An 18,256-nucleotide genomic window follows, 5' to 3' on the forward strand; every position below is an offset into this window, starting at 1 on the left:
TTATTTGGCGCGCGCGAGCAGCACGCCCGCGAGCGCGAAGCCGAAGCCCGCGAGTTGCACGGCATCGAGCGTCTCGCCGAACGCGACAAAGCTTTCGAATGCGGCGAGCGGCGGCGCGAGAAAGAGCAGGGCGGTTGCGCGCGATGCGTCGCCGCGCCGGACCATCCACACGAGCAGCGTCGTCGCGACGCCCGAGAGCATCACGATGCCCCATGCGAGCGAGATCCACGTCATCATCGACGGGATGAAGCGATGCTCCCCGAGCGCCATCGCGAGCACGAGCGCGACGATCGCCGCGCCCGCGTTCTGCAACGCGCTGGCGCTGCGGATATCGGCGCGCGCGAGCGAGCTCTTCTGATACAGCGTGCCCGCGGTGATCGCGACGATCGAGCACATCGCGACCGACACGACGATCCACTGCGACGGATGCACGCTCGCCGCATGTCCGACGTGGGCGCCGCTCGCCGCGAGCTTCGGCGCGAGCACCATCGCGACGCCAACGAGCCCAAGCGCGAGCCCGCCCCATGCGCGCGGCGAGAGCCGTTCACCGAAGAGCCGCGCGGCGACGGCGGCCGTCAGAAGCGGCTGCAGGGCGCCGAGCAGCGCCATGATGCCCGCGCCGAGCCCTTGCGCGACGGCCCAATAACCCGCGCCGAGATAGACGCCTTGCAGGAGCGCTCCGGCGAAGAGATGCCGGCCGACGTCGCGGCCTTTCGGCCAAGGCGCGCGCGTAATGATGGCGATTGCGAAAAACAGCAGCGTCGTGCCGGAAAAGCGCACGAGCAGATACAGATTCGGATCGACGTAAGGCGTGATCGCCCGTGCGACGATGAAGCCTGTCGACCAGAGAAACACGAAGACGGGAGCGGCGAGAATCGGAATCATGTGAGGCATGAAGCAAGACGGGGATGCGGCAGTATCGGCTTCAAGGCCCGCGCTCGTCTTGTTTAACCGTGCACTCGCGAGTGATGGCGCGTTATTCGATCGTGAAAGTGTCGAGGGGTTGGTTGGCGCTGGCATCGCCCTCGAAGCGTCGCGATAGCTGCGCATGCAACCGCTTTGCTTCATCGAGCGTGAGATCGATCCAGTAGGGATCGCCCGCTGCGTCGTTCAAGCGCTCGGAAGGAAACTGGATTTCGATTACCACGCCTTTCTTGTACATCTTGTTGCCTTGGTCGGAGCTTTTTTGCGGAACTCGATAGTCTAGTGGATGAGGGCTTGGGGATTGCTTATCGGGGGGAAAGAATGCGTTGCTTTTGGCGGTGGATTCGGTTTTCTTGTTGGTTTATCAGCACTGCTCCTGTGCGGGGCCGCCCGCGCAGGGGCAGAGCCAAAGACCGACGCGAAATCAAGTTTCCGAAGCGAAAGCAAAAACTCCAATTCACATCGATGTCACAGACCTCTGCAATGCTTGGCGGTTGAAGGTCGGCCCCGACCATCCACCACCTAAGAGACACCAAACAATGACCCGCGATTTGCGCCGCGCGCGCAACCTACTGCCGGCGTTCGCCGCCGCTTTCGCCCTGCTTGCCGCGATGCCCGTCCACGCCGCCGACGCCGTCGTCCTCTACACCGCCGATGGCCTCGAGAATCTCTACAAGGACGTGCTTCCCGCCTTCGAAAAGAAGGAAGGCGTGAAGGTCAACATCGTCACGGCGGGCAGCGGCGAAGTGGTGAACCGCGCGACCGTCGAAAAGGATTCGCCCAAGGCCGACGTGCTCGTCACGTTGCCGCCTTTCATCCAGCAAGCGCAGCAAGGCGGCCTGCTGCAGCCCTATCAGAGCGTGAACTACAAGAACGTGCCCGCCATCGCCAAAGCGCAGGACGGCGCTTGGGCCACGTTCGTGAACAACTACTTCTCGTTCGCGATCAATCCGGAAGTCACGAAGACCGCGCCGAAGACCTTTGCCGATCTGCTGCATCCGAACTACTCGGGCAAGATCGCGTATTCGAATCCGGCGACGGCGGGCGACGGCATGGCCGTCATCATCCTGACCTCGGCTTTGATGGGCGAGGACAAGGCGTTCGACTACCTCAAGTCGCTCGAGCAGAGCGCCAAGTTCCATACGAAGGGCACAGGCTATCTCGACGTGCTGCTCTCGCGCAACGAGATCGCGTTCGCCAACGGCGATCTGCAAATGGATCTCGACGATGCCGCCAACGGCGGTCTCTCGATCAAGCCGCTCTTCCTCTCGCACAAGGCCGGCGAAGCGCCGACCACGTTCCAGTTGCCGTATGCGATCGGCCTCATCAAGAGCGGTCCGAATCAGGCAGCGGGCAAGAAGCTGATCGACTATCTGATGTCGTCGGACGTGCAGTCGAAAGTGCCCGATATCTACGGCATTCCGGGACGCACCGACGTGCCGCTCGCCGGCAAGAACGGCGATGCCGTCAAGCAGGCGATCTCGGGCGTGAAGCTGATTCCGGTCGACTGGAACGAAGTCATGCAGAAGAAGGCGGGCTGGACCGAGCGCTGGAAGAGCGAAGTCATCGGTAACACGGGCAAGCAGACCGAAGTCGTCAAGCCGAAGTCGTAACGTGAGCGCGCTTGCCAGGGAAGTGTCCGGCGTCTCTTCGATGTCGGGCGTGCACGTCGATCGCCTGACGGTGCGCTTCGGTACGCGCACCGTGCTCGACGATCTCTCGCTTCGCATCGGTCGCGGCGAATTCCTCACCGTGCTCGGCCGAAGCGGCTGCGGCAAGACCACGCTGTTGCGTTTCATCGCGGGCTTCGCCAAGGCCGATGCGCTCGCGGGAACGCTCACCATCGCGGGCCGCGATCTCACGCACGTGCCGCCGCATCAGCGCAATCTCGGGCTGCTGTTCCAGAGCTATGCGCTCTTTCCGCATCTGTCCGTGTTCGACAACGTCGCGTTCGGGCTGCGCGCGCGCAAGTTGAAGACGGGCGAGGTCGCAAGGCGCGTCGCCGATGCGCTCAAGCTCGTGCAGCTTTCCGACGCCGGTCACGTCATGCCCGCGCAGCTTTCCGGCGGCATGCAGCAGCGCGTTGCGCTGGCGCGGGCGCTCGTCATCGAACCGGATGTGCTGCTGCTCGACGAACCGCTTTCCGCGCTCGATGCGAACCTGCGCGCTTCCGTACGCAGCGAACTGAAGGCGTTGCATGAGCGCTTGTCGAATCTGACGATCGTCTGCGTGACGCACGATCAGGACGATGCGCTCGTGCTCTCCGATCGCACGCTCCTGATGCGCGATGGCCGCATCGCGCAACTCGGCGCGCCGCGCGAGTTGTACGACGCGCCCAACGACGCCTTCGTCGCGCGCTATCTCGGCGCGGCGAATCTGTTGCCGCCGCGCGTGGTGTATCCCGTCGGCGATGCGCGGCACGACGAGCGCGAACGTCTCGCGTGCATTCGTCCCGAGCGCTTCACGATCGCGCCGCTGGGCGAGGGTCCGCTGCACGGCACCATCGCGTCCGTCGAATGGTATGGCGCGGCGCTTTCGATTACCGTCGCGCTCGATGCGTCGCCCGGCGAGCCCGTGCTCGTGACGACCCCACGCGGCCATGCGCGCATGCCGGAGAAAGGCACGCGCGTGTCCCTTCGCTTCGAGGCTGACGATGTCGTCCTTGTTCGTTCCTGAGAGCGTCGCGCGCGACGAAGGCTGCATCACCGACGCCGATCTCTCCGCGCAATTCGCCGAGCATGCGAATGAAGCGCGGCGCCGCGAGCGCAAAGGGCAATGGCATCTGCTCTTCATACTCGTGTTCGTGCTCGGGCCGCTCGTCGTCTATCCGCTCGCGCGGCTCGTGATGCTCAGCGTCACCGGCGCGCACGGTTTCACGCTGCATGCGTACACCGCGTTCTTCGGCAATCCGGAAACGCGCGGCATGATCGGCACGACGCTCGGCATTCTCTTCGCGAGCGCGAGCATCGCTTCGTTGCTCGGCGTCGCGATTGCGTCGATGTTGTTCTTCAGGCCTTTCGCTGGCGCGCGTCTGCTTACGCGCTTCCTCGAATTGTTCGTCGCGTTTCCGTCGTTTCTGGTCGCGTTCACGCTGATCTTTCTCTACGGCTCGCAAGGGTCCGTCAGCATCGGTTTGCAGCGGCTCTTTTCGCTCGATGCAGCGCCGCTCGATTTCCTCTTCGGCATCGGAGGCGTAATCCTCGCCGAAGTCGTGTTCTATGCGCCGTTCGTCGTGCGCCCGACGCTCGCATCGTATGCGACGCTCGACATGCGGCTTGTCGAGGCGGCGAAGAGTCTCGGCGCCGACGGCTGGATGGTCGCGACGAAAGTCGTGTTGCCGCTCGCGTGGCCCGGCATCGCCGCGGGCACGATTCTCTGCTTTCTTCTCACGCTGAACGAGTTCGGCATTTTGCTCGTGCTCGGCAGCGCGCATCTGATCACCTTGCCGATCGCGATTTACAGCGCGGCGACCGTCGATCTCGATCTTCCTACCGCGGCCGCGGGCTCGGTCGTGATGCTGCTGATGTCGCTGTCGCTCTATGCGCTTTACAGGCGCGTCAACCGGCGCGCGGGAGTCCGCTGACATGCAGCTTTCGGTTTCCTCGCGATTCACGCCCGGCGCGCTGCTGCGCGTCGCGTTCACGGGCTTCGTCGCGTTGCTGTGCTTCTGGCTGTTCGTGCTGCCGGTGGTCGTCGTCGCGTTGTCGAGCGTCGCATCGCACTGGTCGGGAACGATCTTGCCGGATGACTTCAGCACGCGCTGGTTCGCGCGGCTTTCATCGAGCGATCTCGATGCGGTGACCACGAGTCTCGAAGTCGGGTTGGGCGTCGCGTTCATCGGCACGGCGCTCGGCTTGTGGCTCGCGCTCGCATTGGAAGGGCGCGACCGCCGCGGTCTCGGCGCGCTCGTCGATGCCGTCGCGATGATGGGCAGCGGCGTGCCGAGCGTCGTGCTCGGGCTCGCGGTATTGATCGCGTATCACAAGCGTCCGCTCGATCTGTCCGGATCGGCCGCGATCGTCGTACTCGTGCAACTCGCGCTCGTGTTGCCGTTCTGCTACCGGTGCGCCGCCGCCGCGCTGCGTCCCGAACTGACGATCTTGCGCGAGGCCGCCGCGAGCCTCGGCGCGCCGCCGCGCATGGTTCTCGCGCGCGTGGTATTGCCACAACTCGTGCCTGCGATCCGCGCGAGCCTCGCGCTCGGTTTCGCGCTGTCGCTCGGCGAACTGGGCGCGACGCTCACCGTCTATCCGCCCGGTTTCGCGACCGTGCCGATCGTCGTCGTGGGTCAGGTCAATCGCGGCTACTATCTGCCGGCGTCGGCGCTCTCGCTTATTCTGCTCGCCGTATCGCTCGCGGCGCTTCTGCTGATTGCCGCTCGCGCACCACGCCGCTGATCGTCTGAAAACCATCTGGATTCCGAAGTAAACGACGTCGTCATGTCGGGCCTGCGGTTGCCGGAAGCAATTCGCGGGCCTCGCTTCAGGTCTCGCCACGTCATACCAAAAAAAATAAAAGTGGCGTAACCTGCACATTCAGGCACGTCCGCACCCGCTTGACCGGATCAGCGCGCCAATATGGGGCACCCGGTGAACTCCCGTCATGCTTTCGTGGTCGTTGCATATGTCGCAAATACCGGAGGTTCCGATGACATCCGTCGACCTGGAATTCGACCAGCTCAACAGCACCGTCGATGCGCTCAGACGCTCCATCTCGAACCGCCTGATGTACGGCGTCGGCAAAGATGCGGTCACCGCGCAGCCGCGCGACTGGCTCCATGCCGCTGAACTGGCGGTGCGCGATCGTCTCGTCGCACGCTGGATGCGCACCACGCGGCTGCAGTATGAACAGGACGTGAAACGCGTCTACTACCTGTCGATGGAGTTTCTCATCGGCAGAACTTTCAGCAATGCGTTGCTCGCGCTCGGCATCTATGACGAGGTGCGCGACGCGCTGGCCGGGCTCGGCGTCGATCTCGCGACGTTGGAGGATCTGGAGCCGGATGCCGCCCTCGGCAACGGCGGCCTCGGGCGCCTCGCGGCCTGCTTCCTCGATTCGATGGCGACCGTCGGCGTGCCGGGCTTCGGCTATGGCATCCGTTACGAATACGGCATGTTCCGGCAGACGATCGTCGACGGCAACCAGGTCGAGATGCCCGATTACTGGCTGCGCGCGGGCAATCCGTGGGAGTTCCCGCGGCCCGAGGTGGTGTACACCGTGCATTTCGGCGGACGCACCGTACAGCACGAAGATCGCACCGACTGGATCGACACCGAGCATGTCAACGCGATGGCCTACGACACGGTCATCCCCGGCTTCGCGACGACGGCGACGAACACGCTGCGCCTGTGGTCCGCGCGCGCGACCGACGAGTTCGACTTGTCCGCGTTCAATCAGGGCGACTATCGCCGCGCGGTGGAAGCGAAGAACACGTCCGAGCACGTATCGCGTCTGCTGTATCCGGACGACTCGACGCAGGCCGGCCGCGAGCTGCGTCTGCGTCAGGAATACTTCTTCGTTTCCGCGACGATGCAGGATCTGATTCGCCGCTATCAGCGCACGCACACGCATTTCGGTCGGCTCGCGGAAAAGGTCGCGGTGCATCTGAACGACACGCACCCGGTGCTCGCGATTCCGGAGTTGATGCGTCTTCTCGTCGACAGACATCATCTGCCGTGGGACAAGGCGTGGAAGCTCATTCAGCAGATGTTCTCGTACACGAATCACACGCTGATGCCCGAGGCGCTGGAAACGTGGGACGTCGAGATGCTCGCGCGTCTGTTGCCGCGGCATCTGGAGATCATCTTCGAGATCAACGCGCAGTTCCTGAAGCAAGTGACCGAGAAGTTCGGACGCGATGTCGATCTGATTCGCCGCATCTCGCTCGTCGACGAATACGGTCAGCGACGCGTGCGCATGGCGCATCTTGCGATCGTCGCGAGCCACAAGGTGAACGGCGTATCGAAGCTGCACTCGCAACTGATGGTGCAGAACATCTTCTCCGACTTCGCGCGCATGTACCCCGAGCGCTTCACGAACGTGACGAACGGCGTCACGCCGCGACGCTGGCTCGCGCAGGCGAGTCCGTCGCTCTCCGCCTTGATCGACAAGCGGCTCGGGCCGCGCTGGCGCACCGATCTGTTCGAGCTGGGGCGTCTACGCGAATGGCGCGACGATCCCGAGTTCTGCAACGCTTTTCACGAGGCGAAGTTCGCGAGCAAGCTGCGTCTGGTGGAACGCGCGAAACGCGACGCCAATGCGATCATCAATCCGGAAGCGCTATTCGATTTGCAAGTGAAGCGCATCCACGAGTACAAGCGGCAACTGCTCAATATCCTGTACGTGATCGTGCGCTACAACCGTATCCGCGAGAATCCGGAGCAGGACTGGACGCCGCGCGTCGTGATGTTCGCGGGCAAGGCGGCTTCCGCGTACAAGATGGCGAAGAACATCATCAAGCTCATCAACGATGTCGCGAAGAAGATCAACGCGGATCCGCTCGTCGGCGATCGTCTCAAGGTCGGCTTCATTCCGAACTATGGCGTGAGCGTGGCCGAGCTCATCATTCCGGCGGCCGATCTCTCCGAGCAGATTTCGATGGCCGGGACCGAGGCATCCGGTACCGGTAACATGAAGCTTGCGTTGAACGGGGCGCTCACCATCGGCACGCTGGATGGCGCGAACATCGAAATCTGCGATGCGGTCGGGCGCGAGAACATCTTCATCTTCGGCAACACGACCGACGAGATCGAATCGCTGCGTGCGGCGGGTTATCGGCCGCGGCAGATCTACGAGGAGAATCCGGAGCTGAAAGTTGCACTCGACCAGATCCGACTCGGGCATTTCTCGCCGGAAGAGCCGCATCGTTTCTACGACATCTTCCACACGCTCGTGGACTGGGGCGATCACTACATGGTGCTCGCCGATTTCGACAGCTTCGACAAGACGCAGACCGAAGTCGATCTCAAGTTCCGCGACAAGGACGCTTGGACGAAGAGCGCGATCGAGAACGTCGCTGGCATGGGCATCTTCTCGTCGGATCGCACGATCGCGGAGTATGCGCGCGACATCTGGCACGTGGAGCCGCTGCAAGTCACCTGACGTTGCGTTCAGTGCCGCGTGACGCGCGTCACGCGGCCGAGCGTCGCGTTGGGGAAATGTGCGGTAAGCGTGCCGATGACATCGTTGATGTCTTCGCTGTCGGTCTCGACATAGAGCGTGGTGCAGTCGTGAAGGCGGCTCGTCTCGACGATGTAGGCCTGCGCGAGCGCGCCGAACGCATACGCGAGCACTTCGCGCGCGGGCGACGAGTCGAGTCCCGGCACGGTCAGATCGAAGGCGACGCAATGACGCGTTGCGCGGCGGCGCGGCGAGCCGCCGTCGAGCGCGTGGAGAAGGCTGGACGAATCGGAGGTGCGGAGGTCCATCGATGTAAGCCGTTCGGAGACGGCTCGTAGTGGCAACGCTTGCACTCTAGCGCCGCGTGCCTAAACGCCGGGCTAAAGAAACGCGGCGCCGTGTAAACGCCGCATCAAGATCACGCTTGCGGTTTCGCCGCCGCGCTTGCCGCATGTTTCGCGACGGCCTCGCCGACGAGCGCCGCCACCTTGTCCGCGAATTCCTGATCCTTCGTGATGAGCACTTCGCGCTCGCCGTCGGGCGTCGCGACCATCAATTGATAGATCACGTCCTGCGTGATCCAGGTGAGATAACCGACCACGACGGTCATCACGCCCAGTACGAGGGCCGGACCCGAGCCAGTCAAAATGCCCGCGACGAGCGCGACGAGCCCGAGCAGCGCAATGATGATGGGCAGCGGCTTCTGACGCGGAATCATCACGACGCGCGCGGCGCGCAAGTCGCGCAGCGGAATCATCTGCCCCGACGCGGACAGGCCGGCGCGCGAGAGCGTGACGCCGCGTTCGTTGAAAGGAGTATCCATAAGGTTTCGTAGTTTTTTACGGCCGATGAAACGGGGGAGCGTACCAGACCGGCCGGAGCGTGCAGCGACTTCGGACAATATTCTGCGCAACGCGCATTGCATCGCGATTTGCATATCGTAAATTTCCGATATATGCTTCGCCTCAAGACGATTCGGACAGCCAGCGCTTTCCATTCGTCAGACGCACGAGCAACGAAATGGACATCGACGCAATTCACAAGGCCCTTGCCAACCCCCTTCGCCGTGAGATTCTCGAATGGCTGAAGGAGCCGCAACTGCATTTCCCTGATCAGGAACTGCCGTTGTCGCACGGCGTCTGCGCGGGCCAGATCGATGGGCGCTGCGGCATGTCGCAGTCCACCGTTTCCGCGCATCTCGCGACCTTGCAAAAAGCCGGGCTCGTCACCACGAAGCGCGTCGGACAGTGGGTATTTTTCAAGCGCGACGAAGCGGTCATTCAGGCGTTCCGCGATTCCATAGGGAATCTCTGAGCTTGCTTACCGCGTGGTGAAAGTCTGCTTTCAATTTCATTAGGACACCAATTCATGTCGACACTCTTCGATCCGCTCAAAGTTGGCGCACTCACGCTCAAGAACCGCATCATCATGGCGCCGCTCACGCGTCAGCGCGCAGGCGTCGAGCGCGTGCCCAACGCGCTGATGGCGCAGTACTACGCGGACCGCGCATCGGCGGGTCTCATCCTCAGCGAGGCGACCTCGGTCACGCCGCAAGGCGTCGGTTATGCCGATACGCCGGGCATCTGGTCCGGCGAACAGGTCGAAGGCTGGAAGCTCGTGACGAAAGCCGTGCACGACGCGGGCGGCAAGATCTTCCTGCAACTGTGGCACGTGGGCCGTATCTCGGATCCGGTCTTCCTGAATGGCGAGTTGCCGGTGGCGCCGAGCGCGATCGCGGCGAGCGGGCATGTGAGTCTCGTGCGTCCGCAGCGTCCGTACGTGACGCCGCGCGCGCTCGAACTCGATGAAATCGCCGGTGTCGTCGCGGCGTTCCGCAAGGGCGCGGAGAACGCGAAGCGCGCGGGCTTCGACGGCGTCGAAGTGCACGGCGCGAACGGCTATCTGCTCGACCAGTTTCTGCAGGACAGCACCAACAAGCGCACGGACGCTTACGGCGGTTCGATCGAGAATCGGGCGCGCCTGCTCCTCGAAGTCGTCGATCAATGTATCGATGTGTGGGGCGCGGATCGTGTCGGCGTGCATCTCGCGCCCCGCGCGGATTCCCACACGATGGGCGACAGCGATCGCGCCGCGACCTTCGGTCATGTCGCGCGAGAACTCGGCCTTCGCAAGATCGCGTTCATCGCAGCGCGTGAGCACGAAGCGGCTGACAGCCTCGGGCCGCAACTGAAGAAGGCGTTCGGCGGCGTATATATCGCCAACGAAGGCTTTTCGAAGGCAAGCGCCGAAGCGATCATCGCGCGCGGCGATGCGGACGCGGTCGCGTGGGGCAAGCCGTTCATCGCGAATCCGGATCTCGTGCGCCGCTTCGAGCTCGGCGCAGCGCTCAACGACTGGGATACGTCGACATTTTATGCGGCTGGCGCGCAGGGCTATACCGACTATCCGCTGCTCGAAACGGCGGAATAAGACGCCTCGCAGTCTGCGTCTCGATGTGAAAAGCAGCGGCCTCACAAGCCGCTGTTTTTTTTGCGGCGCTCGAAAGTATGTCATTGGTTAAGCATGCTAACTAAGTTTCAAATGTGCATCGTGCATCGCAGCAAGACTGAAAAACGAACCTTCGATCGAACATTGAACCAGCCGACGAAAAATAGTGTATTGAAAGAAGAGCCACCACACGCGCCGCCTGACTTTTCACGCGATCGCGAGGACCACGCCGCAAAGGAGTGCCTATGTCCTGGCTTACAGCAACGCTGCGCAGTTACCCCGAAATCGCCATTTTTCTTTCTCTCGGCGTCGGCTATTGGGTCGGCGGAAAGAGCTTTCGCGGCTTCAGCCTCGGCGCGGTGACGGCGACCTTGCTCGCGGCCATCGCCATCGGGCAATTCGGCATCGTCATATCGTCGAACGTCAAATCGGTCTTCTTCCTGATGTTCCTGTTCGCGGTGGGTTATGGCGTCGGCCCGCAGTTCGTGCGCGGCATCGCGAAGGACGGGCTGCCGCAGGCGCTCTTCTCCGTCGTCCAGTGCGTGCTATGCCTCGCAGCGCCTTATGCCGCGGCGAAGATCGCGGGTTACGACGTTGGCTCGGCGGCCGGCTTGTTCGCGGGTTCGCAGACGATCTCCGCATCGATGGGCCTCGCCACCGACGCCATCAACCGCCTCGGCCTGCCGTCCGACCAGGCGAAGGCGCTGCTCGACGCGATGCCGACAGCCTACGCCGTCACCTATATCTTCGGCACGATCGGCTCGGCGCTGATTCTCGCGATGCTCGGTCCGCGGCTGCTCAACATCGATCTCGTCGCCGCCTGCAAGGAGTACGAGGCGACGCTCGGCGGCGCTGGCGAGCTCGGCGGCGCGGGCCAGGCATGGCACAAGTTCGAGCTGCGCGCGTATCGCGTGGCGGAGCATGGGCGCGTGGCGGGCATGTCGATTGCGCAGGCGGAAGCGCTCGAACCGGCCGGCGCGCGGCTTTTCATCGAGCGCATCCGGCGCGGCGGGACCATTCAGGAAGCGAAGATCGACGACATCCTGCATCCGGGCGATGTCGTCGCGATCTCGGGGCGGCGTGAATTGCTCGTCGATCTGCTCGGCGGCGTTGCGACCGAAGTGGACGATGCCGAATTGCTCGCGGTGCCGATCGAAGGCGTCGATGTCTACGTGACCAGCAAGGAAGTCGACGGCAAGACGCTGCAGGAGCTCGCGCAATGGCCCACATCGCGCGGCGTGTTCCTGCGCAAGATCAAGCGCGGCGCGACCGAAACGCAGATTCCGATTCTGCCGAGCACGAAGCTGCATCGCGGCGACACGCTCACGCTCGTCGGGCGGACGCAAGACACGTCGGCGGCCGCGAAGGTGCTCGGCGTGCTCGACCGTCCCGCCGATGCCGCCGACATGGCTTTCGTCGGCCTCGCGATCACGCTCGGTGCGCTGATCGGCGCGCTCGTGCTGCATGTCGGCGCGATTCCGCTCACGCTGTCGACGGCGGGCGGCGCACTGATCGCGGGCATCGTCTTCGGCTGGCTGCGCGCGATTCATCCGACCTTCGGGCGCATTCCCGCGCCGACCGTCTGGTTCATGAACTCCGTCGGCCTGAACGTGTTCATCGCGGTCGTGGGCATTTCGGCAGGGCCGGGCTTCGTCGCAGGGCTGCAAAAGCTCGGCGCGAGTCTCTTCTTGTGGGGCATCTTCGCGACGACGGTGCCGCTCGTCATCGGCATGTATGTCGCGAAGTACGTGTTCAAGTTCCATCCCGCGATCCTGCTCGGCATCTGCGCGGGCGCACGCACGACGACCGCCGCGCTCGGCATGATCTGCGATGCCGCGAAGAGCCAGGTGCCCGGTCTCGGCTATACGGTCACTTACGCGGTCGGCAATACGCTGCTCACGATCTGGGGGATGGTGATCGTGATGCTGCTCACGTGACGCCGTTTTCCTGTCGCATCGTTTCGATCATCAATTCAGGAGGTGCTGGATGGCAAAGTCCGATAAATCGGGTTCCAACGACCGCGCCGGCATGGCGGCGCTCAGCCCGTTCGAGCTGAAGGACGAACTCATCAAGGCGGCGGGCGGCGGGGCGGTGGAACGTCCGGCGAATCTCTCGATGCTCAACGCGGGGCGCGGCAATCCGAACTTCCTCGCGACGATTCCGCGCCACGGCTTCTGGCAGCTCGGCCTCTTCGCGATGCGCGAGTCAGAGCGCTCGTTCGCGTACATGCCAGAAGGCGTCGGCGGTTTTCCGAAGCGCGAAGGGCTGGAAGAGCGCTTCGAGATTTTCGCGCGCGAGAACAAGGGCGTGCCGGGCATCGCGTTTCTCGCGGGCGCGGTGTCGTATGTGCGCGATCAGCTGGGCCTGAACGCGGGCGACTTCCTCTACGAAATGTGCGAAGGCATTCTCGGCTCGAACTATCCGGTGCCCGACCGTATGCTTAAGCTCTCGGAGCAGATCGTCGCGCAATATCTGCGGCGCGAGATGATCGGCAAGCATCCGTTCGTCGGCGAATTCGACGTCTTCGCGGTCGAAGGCGGCACCGCCGCGATGACGTACATCTTCAACACGATGCGCGAGAATTTCCTCATCGCGCCGGGCGACACCATCGCGCTCGGCACGCCGATCTTCACGCCGTACATCGAGATTCCGCGCCTGAACGATTACAAGCTGAAGGTCGTCAATCTGGAAGCGGATGTCGCCCAAGGCTGGCAATACTCGAAAGCCGAACTGGACAAGCTGCGCGATCCGAAGGTCAAGGCGTTCTTCCTCGTGAACCCGAGCAATCCGCCGTCGGTGAAGATGGATACGGAGAGCCTCGAATACATTGCGGACATCGTGAAGGAGCGGCCCGACCTGATCCTCCTGACCGACGATGTCTACGGCACCTTCGCCGACGATTTCGTCTCGCTCTTCGCGCTGTGCCCGAAGAACACGATCCTCGTCTATTCGTATTCGAAGTACTTCGGCGCGACCGGCTGGCGGCTCGGCGCGATCGCCACGCATCGCGACAACATCTTCGACAAGCAACTCGCCGCGCTGCCGAAGGATCAGCGGGCGCAGCTCCACGAGCGCTATGAATCGATCACGACGGAGCCGGACAAGCTCAAGTTCATCGACCGGCTCGTGGCCGACAGCCGCACCGTCGCGCTGAATCACACGGCGGGCCTGTCGACGCCGCAACAGGTGCAGATGGTGCTGTTCTCGCTCTTCTCGCTGATGGACACGCCCGACGCGTACAAGAACGCATTGAAGCGCATGATCCGCAACCGCAAGCAGGCGCTTTATCGCGAGATCGGCATCGCGCTCGAAGAGCCGGACGAGAATGCGGTCGATTACTACACGATCCTCGACATCGAATATCTCGGCGAGCGCAGGCATGGCCGCGATCTGGTCGACTGGATCATCGCGAACACCGAGCCTTCGGAGATTCTCTTCAGGCTCGCGAAGGATGCGCGCGTCGTGCTGTTGCCGGGGCGCGGCTTCGGCACGCAGCATCCGTCGGGGCGCGTGTCGCTCGCGAATCTGAACGAGAGCGACTACATGCAGATCGGCCGCGCGATCAGGAAGCTGATGGATGAGTACATCGAGCGCTATCACAAGGCCACGGGCAAGAAAGGCAAGTAACGCGCGAAGCAAAAAAATCGGGCCGCCCCCGACGAACTGCGGCCCGATTCATCTCTGCTTTGCCGAAGCTTAGAACTTGTGGCGGATGCCGACGCGCAACGCGAGCTGGTTGTTCTCGCCGAGACCCGACGTGCCGAAATAGCTCGACGACGAAGAACCGATCGACGCCTGATTCTCCACGCCGTTGTTCGAGCCCGACGCCTTCTGATAGATCGCGAGCGCGTACACGTCGGTGCGCTTGCTCAGCGCGTAGTCGAAGCTCGCGTCGATCTGGTGCCAGTGGCCCTTGAAGTTGTCGTACAGGTCCATGTAGGTGTAGCCGAGACCCGCCGTCATCGCGGACGTGAATGCGTACTTGCCGCCGATATCGAACGCGTTCAGGCGCGAGCTCGAACCGACGATCGGCTCGAAGCGCGTGTTCGTCCACAGGCCGAAGACCGTCGCCGCGCCGAACGCGTAATTCGCGCCGACGCCGAAGCTGCGCAGATCCTTCGCGTTGTTGGTCGTGCCGGTCGTGTTGATGTTGGCGATCGTCGCGCTGAATGCCGGCGTCGCGGCCGTCGGATAGCGGATGTCCGTGTATGCCGCACCGATGCCGAGCGGGCCGGCCTTGTAGTTCAGGCCGAAGCTGTAGGCGCGCGACGAACCTTGAGTCGTCGTGGTGCCGACCGTCGTGTTGGGCGTGCCCGCGAAGCCGCCGGCCGTGTTCGAGAAGCCGTACATCGCGCCGAACGTGAAGCCGTAGAAGTTCGCGCTCGAGAACTTGACCGCGTTGTTGATACGGCTCGACGTCAACTGGTCGAAGTCGTTCATGTGGTACGCGTAGTTGCCCGCGACGGTCTGGCCGCCGATCGAATAGTTCGAGCCGAGGTAGTCGGTGTTGAAGCTGTACTGACGACCGAAGGTCAGCGAGCCGACGTTGTTCTGCGCGAGCCCGACATAGGCCTGACGGCCGAATTCCGCGCCGCCCTGACCGAGCGTGCCCGTGCCGCTGTTGAAGCCGTTCTCCAACGTGAAGATCGCCTTCAGGCCGCCGCCGAGATCTTCGGCGCCTCGCAGGCCCCAGCGACTGCCTTGCGCGACGCCGTCGTCGTACTTCACGAGGGAATCGCCGGCGCGCGTCGGACTGCTGGAGCTATTGTTCACGTAGCTGATGCCGGCGTCGATGATGCCGTACAGGGTGACGCTGCTTTGCGCGTGGGCGGAGGTGGCGGCGATTGCGGCGAATGCGGCGAGCGCGGCGGTCGCCAAGAGATTCTTCTTCAAAACAAGCTCCGTGAGTTGGTTCGCGGTGTGGTTGTCGACGGTGTCTGCGCCGCGTCGCGCTCTGACGGCGCGTGGCGGCGACGGGCGCAAATGTAGCGATCGCCGAAGAAACAAATGTGACAGTGCTTGCAACGAGCTTGCGGTGTGTCGTGCGTGCAACACGGACGGTGAAAGATCGCCGCTTGTGCATCCGGCTGATCCGATGCGATGCTCACGGTTCTGTCACCGCGAGCGAAATCATGGACGAGCAAGGAATCCGCGAACTGGAAGAGCGCCTGAAGAAGGCGATGGTGGCGTCGGACGTGGACGCGCTCGATGCGCTATTGGCCGACGACCTGAGCTTCGTCGATGCAACCGGCAAGGTGTGGACCAAGGCCGACGATCTGAACGGGCATCGCTACGGCATGCAGCGCATCGAGAAGCTGGATGTCGAAGAGCAGAGCGTGCGCGTGTACGGCGGCTTTGCCGTCACGGTGACGCGCGTGGCGCTTTCCGGGACATTCGCGGGCGCCCCGTTCGCGGGCAGCTTGCGCTACACGCGAACGTGGGGCGACATCGGCAGCGCGTGGAAGGTCGTGGCCGCGCAATGCTGTCTCGCGCCGTTCTGACGCAAGCTTACGCCGACAGCAGCGAACCCGTGCGATAAGCCTTCGCGCCCGCGATGCGTGCGACTTCGAGCCCGGCCGTCGCGAAGCGGGTGATATGCCGCGCGTACATCACGCCCGAGGTCGTGCATTCGAGCGTGGTGACGGTGTCGGTGAGCGGATCGACGATATCGGCGATCGGCTCGCCCGCTTCGATGAACGCGCCCACTTCCGCGCGAAACACGAGCACGCCCGACGCGGGCGCGACGATTGGCTCGGCGCCCGCGAGCGGCGTCGCGGGATGCACGAGCGGCGGCAGCTCCGGCACGGGCGCATCGATGACGCCGCGGTGGATCAGGTAGTTGACGATCGCCTGCGCGTCCTTGTCGGCGAGTTCATAGGACACGTCGTGCTGGCTGCGCAGCTCGACCGTCACCGAAATGCCGCCGTTCGCGATTGGAAAACGCTCGCCGTAGCGCTGGCGCAGATCCGACCAGCAGAAGCTGTGGATTTCATCGAATGGATTGCCGACCGAATTCAGCGCGAGCAGCGACGCCTTCGCATCGAGATAACGTGCGAGCGGCTCCACTTCGTCCCAGATGTCCGGGTTGGTGTAGAGATGCAGCGCGGCGTCGAGATCGCAGTGCAGGTCGAGCACGACATCGGCGTCGAAGGAGAGTTTTTGCAGCGCGAGGCGTTGCGATTCGAGCTCGGTGTGCGGCGTCTGCTCGTCGAGTGCTTCCTTCATCGCGGCGCGGACGGCCAGCGTGTTCGCGCCGGCGTCCTTCCCGAGACGCGCTTCGATGCGCGGCGCGATCAGCGCGGCGAGATCGTAGAAATTGCGATTGAAGTTGTGGCCGCTGTTGGTCTCGAAACGGCCCATCAGCGTGCCGTGCAGATGCTGCGAGAGGCCGATCGGGTTCGGCACCGGCACGATCACCACTTCGCCGCGCAGCTTGCCTGCCGCCTCGAATTCGGCGAGCTGGCGGCGCAGTCGCCACGCGACCAGCATGCCGGGCAGTTCGTCCGCATGCAGCGAGGACTGGATATAGATTTTCTGGCCGCCACCGGGGCCGTAGTGAAAACTCGTGATGTTGCGGGAAGTGCCGAGCGTCGGCGAGATCAGGGGATGGGTTCTGGTTTGCATGTTGGTCGCGCGCACGCGAATGCGCGGGTCTTGCCTCTGGGAATTGCCGGGCGCCGCGGTGTCTCCGTCCGTCGGCGTCCTACCGGACGTTCGATCTTAGCCGAAATCGGCGCGGCGGGCGCCCAAAAGCAAAACGGGCTCCGCGCCCTTGAGCGCGGAGCCCGTTCGCCAGCCCGGCTGGGCGTGACGTGAGACTTAGCCGCCGTACACGTCGAAGTCGAAGTACTTCTTCTCGAGCTTCTTGTAGGTGCCGTCCTTGATGATGTCGGCGATCGCCTTGTCGATCTTCGCCTTCAGGTCGGTGTCTTCCTTGCGCAGACCGATGCCCGCGCCGTTGCCGAGCGTCTTCGGATCGTCGATGTTCTTGCCGGCGAAGTCGTAGCCCGCGCCGCGCGGCGTCTTCAGGAAGCCGATTTCGGCCTGCACGGCGTCTTGCAACGCGGCGTCGAGACGGCCCGAGGTCAGATCTGCATAGACCTGATCCTGGTTCTGGTACGGCGTGACCGTCACGCCCTTCGGCGCCCAGTAGGTCTTGGCGTAGGTTTCCTGGATCGTGCCTTGTTCGACGCCCACGTTCTTGCCCTTCAGGCTTTCGGCCGTCGGAAGAATGTTACTGCCCTTTTTCGCGACGAGGCGCGTCGGCGTGTTGAAGAGCTTGCTCGAGAAGGCGATCTGTTCGGCGCGTTGCGGCGTCATTGACATCGACGAGAGCACGCCGTCGAACTTCTTCGCCTTGAGCGCGGGGATCATGCCGTCGAAATCGTTCTCGACCCACACGCACTTCGCCTTCAGGCGCGAGCAGATCTCGTTGCCGAGATCGATGTCGAAACCGACCAGCTTGCCGTCGGAACCCTTCGATTCGAACGGAGGATAGCTTGCGTCGACGCCGAAACGGATCGTCGAATAGTCCTTCGCCAGCGCCGGCGTGACGGCGGTGAGCGACGTGGCGGCGAGAAGGGACATCGTCAGTGCCGCGAGCAGTTTCTTCACTGTTTTAACTCCAAAGGGTGGTCAGTTCAGCCCGGAAGGTCTCGTATCCGGGCGTCCGGCGCGTCGATGAGCGCCGGAGCATGGGCATTCCGCGGATCGTGTCCGCTCAGAATCGGCAGAAGGTTACCAAGCCAAAATAGTTCAGGAGCTA

At 63.4% G+C, this 18,256-nt stretch carries 17 protein-coding genes; 10 read left to right on the forward strand and 7 right to left on the reverse strand.

Translation table 11 applies throughout. From position 1 onward, the window contains the following. The gene (locus NCS28_RS16165; RefSeq protein ID WP_250515033.1) at positions 1-885 is read right to left on the reverse strand and encodes a DMT family transporter; all 885 of its coding nucleotides are present in this window, start codon (positions 883-885) and stop codon (positions 1-3) included. Positions 886-976: 91 nt separating this feature from the next. Next, on the reverse strand, positions 977-1,162 hold the full coding sequence (locus NCS28_RS16170) for a hypothetical protein (RefSeq protein WP_250514760.1): 186 nt from the start codon (positions 1,160-1,162) through the stop codon (positions 977-979). Positions 1,163-1,463: 301 nt separating this feature from the next. On the opposite strand from NCS28_RS16170, the gene phnS reads away from it, so the two are divergent. From phnS to NCS28_RS16195, 5 genes are all read left to right on the forward strand, one after another. After that, complete coding sequence (phnS, locus tag NCS28_RS16175) at positions 1,464-2,537, forward strand: 2-aminoethylphosphonate ABC transporter substrate-binding protein (RefSeq protein ID WP_250514761.1); 1,074 nt, start codon at positions 1,464-1,466, stop codon at positions 2,535-2,537. Positions 2,538-2,577: 40 nt separating this feature from the next. Further along, positions 2,578-3,600 carry a 2-aminoethylphosphonate ABC transport system ATP-binding subunit PhnT gene (gene phnT, locus NCS28_RS16180; protein WP_250515034.1) on the forward strand — a complete coding sequence of 341 codons (1,023 nt, stop codon included), beginning with the start codon at positions 2,578-2,580 and terminating at the stop codon, positions 3,598-3,600. Further along, on the forward strand, positions 3,578-4,507 hold the full coding sequence (gene phnU / locus NCS28_RS16185; RefSeq protein WP_250514762.1) for a 2-aminoethylphosphonate ABC transporter permease subunit: 930 nt from the start codon (positions 3,578-3,580) through the stop codon (positions 4,505-4,507). The genes phnT and phnU overlap by 23 nt, the downstream gene beginning before the upstream one ends. A 1-nt stretch (position 4,508) precedes the next feature. Then, positions 4,509-5,321 carry a 2-aminoethylphosphonate ABC transport system, membrane component PhnV gene (gene phnV / locus NCS28_RS16190; RefSeq protein ID WP_250514763.1) on the forward strand — a complete coding sequence of 271 codons (813 nt, stop codon included), beginning with the start codon at positions 4,509-4,511 and terminating at the stop codon, positions 5,319-5,321. A 250-nt stretch (positions 5,322-5,571) separates the two neighbouring features. Beyond that, on the forward strand, positions 5,572-8,025 hold the full coding sequence (locus NCS28_RS16195; RefSeq protein WP_250514764.1) for a glycogen/starch/alpha-glucan phosphorylase: 2,454 nt from the start codon (positions 5,572-5,574) through the stop codon (positions 8,023-8,025). A gap of 8 nt (positions 8,026-8,033) precedes the next feature. Here NCS28_RS16195 and NCS28_RS16200 read toward each other — a convergent pair whose 3' ends face one another. Further along, complete coding sequence (locus NCS28_RS16200; protein WP_250514765.1) at positions 8,034-8,351, reverse strand: hypothetical protein; 318 nt, start codon at positions 8,349-8,351, stop codon at positions 8,034-8,036. 110 nt (positions 8,352-8,461) lie between these two features. Beyond that, positions 8,462-8,866, reverse strand: coding sequence for a DUF6232 family protein (locus tag NCS28_RS16205; RefSeq protein ID WP_250514766.1), 405 nt, complete (start codon positions 8,864-8,866; stop codon positions 8,462-8,464). Between the two features lie 197 nt (positions 8,867-9,063). Here NCS28_RS16205 and NCS28_RS16210 point away from each other — a divergent pair, with 197 nt between their 5' ends. The 4 genes from NCS28_RS16210 to NCS28_RS16225 all read left to right on the forward strand — a co-directional run bounded on the left by NCS28_RS16210 (position 9,064) and on the right by NCS28_RS16225 (position 14,118). Continuing rightward, positions 9,064-9,357 (forward strand): ArsR/SmtB family transcription factor, encoded by a 294-nt coding sequence (locus NCS28_RS16210; RefSeq protein WP_250514767.1) that lies wholly within the window; start codon positions 9,064-9,066, stop codon positions 9,355-9,357. 54 nt (positions 9,358-9,411) lie between these two features. Next, complete coding sequence (locus tag NCS28_RS16215; protein ID WP_250514768.1) at positions 9,412-10,473, forward strand: alkene reductase; 1,062 nt, start codon at positions 9,412-9,414, stop codon at positions 10,471-10,473. Between the two features lie 263 nt (positions 10,474-10,736). Beyond that, positions 10,737-12,428, forward strand: a complete 1,692-nt coding sequence (aspT, locus tag NCS28_RS16220) for an aspartate-alanine antiporter (protein ID WP_250514769.1) — start codon at positions 10,737-10,739, stop codon at positions 12,426-12,428. Between the two features lie 49 nt (positions 12,429-12,477). Further along, positions 12,478-14,118 carry a bifunctional aspartate transaminase/aspartate 4-decarboxylase gene (locus tag NCS28_RS16225; protein ID WP_250514770.1) on the forward strand — a complete coding sequence of 547 codons (1,641 nt, stop codon included), beginning with the start codon at positions 12,478-12,480 and terminating at the stop codon, positions 14,116-14,118. Between the two features lie 69 nt (positions 14,119-14,187). Here the strand turns inward: NCS28_RS16225 and NCS28_RS16230 are convergent, their stop codons facing one another. Beyond that, on the reverse strand, positions 14,188-15,384 hold the full coding sequence (locus tag NCS28_RS16230; RefSeq protein WP_250514771.1) for a porin: 1,197 nt from the start codon (positions 15,382-15,384) through the stop codon (positions 14,188-14,190). A 239-nt stretch (positions 15,385-15,623) separates the two neighbouring features. Here NCS28_RS16230 and NCS28_RS16235 point away from each other — a divergent pair, with 239 nt between their 5' ends. Continuing rightward, complete coding sequence (locus tag NCS28_RS16235) at positions 15,624-15,992, forward strand: nuclear transport factor 2 family protein (protein WP_250514772.1); 369 nt, start codon at positions 15,624-15,626, stop codon at positions 15,990-15,992. Between the two features lie 7 nt (positions 15,993-15,999). Here NCS28_RS16235 and NCS28_RS16240 read toward each other — a convergent pair whose 3' ends face one another. Then, positions 16,000-17,115 (reverse strand): succinylglutamate desuccinylase/aspartoacylase family protein, encoded by a 1,116-nt coding sequence (locus NCS28_RS16240; RefSeq protein WP_250514773.1) that lies wholly within the window; start codon positions 17,113-17,115, stop codon positions 16,000-16,002. 195 nt (positions 17,116-17,310) lie between these two features. Further along, positions 17,311-18,105, reverse strand: a complete 795-nt coding sequence (locus NCS28_RS16245) for an ABC transporter substrate-binding protein (RefSeq protein ID WP_250514774.1) — start codon at positions 18,103-18,105, stop codon at positions 17,311-17,313. Between the last annotated feature and the right edge of the window lie 151 nt (positions 18,106-18,256).

It is taken from the genome of Caballeronia sp. INDeC2 (genome assembly GCF_023631325.1).
Lineage (GTDB): Bacteria > Pseudomonadota > Gammaproteobacteria > Burkholderiales > Burkholderiaceae > Caballeronia.

What these genes read in the sequence shown, in the direction of transcription:
- NCS28_RS16225 (WP_250514770.1), top strand. Translation starts at nt 12,478, where the DNA reads ATGGCAAAGTCCGATAAATCGGGTTCCAACGACCGCGCCGGCATGGCG.
- NCS28_RS16210 (WP_250514767.1), top strand. Translation starts at nt 9,064, where the DNA reads ATGGACATCGACGCAATTCACAAGGCCCTTGCCAACCCCCTTCGCCGT.
- NCS28_RS16205 (WP_250514766.1), bottom strand. Translation starts at nt 8,866, where the DNA reads ATGGATACTCCTTTCAACGAACGCGGCGTCACGCTCTCGCGCGCCGGC.
- phnU (WP_250514762.1), top strand. Translation starts at nt 3,578, where the DNA reads ATGTCGTCCTTGTTCGTTCCTGAGAGCGTCGCGCGCGACGAAGGCTGC.
- phnS (WP_250514761.1), top strand. Translation starts at nt 1,464, where the DNA reads ATGACCCGCGATTTGCGCCGCGCGCGCAACCTACTGCCGGCGTTCGCC.
- NCS28_RS16170 (WP_250514760.1), bottom strand. Translation starts at nt 1,162, where the DNA reads ATGTACAAGAAAGGCGTGGTAATCGAAATCCAGTTTCCTTCCGAGCGC.
- aspT (WP_250514769.1), top strand. Translation starts at nt 10,737, where the DNA reads ATGTCCTGGCTTACAGCAACGCTGCGCAGTTACCCCGAAATCGCCATT.
- NCS28_RS16240 (WP_250514773.1), bottom strand. Translation starts at nt 17,115, where the DNA reads ATGCAAACCAGAACCCATCCCCTGATCTCGCCGACGCTCGGCACTTCC.
- NCS28_RS16200 (WP_250514765.1), bottom strand. Translation starts at nt 8,351, where the DNA reads ATGGACCTCCGCACCTCCGATTCGTCCAGCCTTCTCCACGCGCTCGAC.
- NCS28_RS16235 (WP_250514772.1), top strand. Translation starts at nt 15,624, where the DNA reads ATGGACGAGCAAGGAATCCGCGAACTGGAAGAGCGCCTGAAGAAGGCG.
- phnT (WP_250515034.1), top strand. Translation starts at nt 2,578, where the DNA reads ATGTCGGGCGTGCACGTCGATCGCCTGACGGTGCGCTTCGGTACGCGC.
- NCS28_RS16215 (WP_250514768.1), top strand. Translation starts at nt 9,412, where the DNA reads ATGTCGACACTCTTCGATCCGCTCAAAGTTGGCGCACTCACGCTCAAG.
- phnV (WP_250514763.1), top strand. Translation starts at nt 4,509, where the DNA reads ATGCAGCTTTCGGTTTCCTCGCGATTCACGCCCGGCGCGCTGCTGCGC.
- NCS28_RS16165 (WP_250515033.1), bottom strand. Translation starts at nt 885, where the DNA reads ATGATTCCGATTCTCGCCGCTCCCGTCTTCGTGTTTCTCTGGTCGACA.
- NCS28_RS16195 (WP_250514764.1), top strand. Translation starts at nt 5,572, where the DNA reads ATGACATCCGTCGACCTGGAATTCGACCAGCTCAACAGCACCGTCGAT.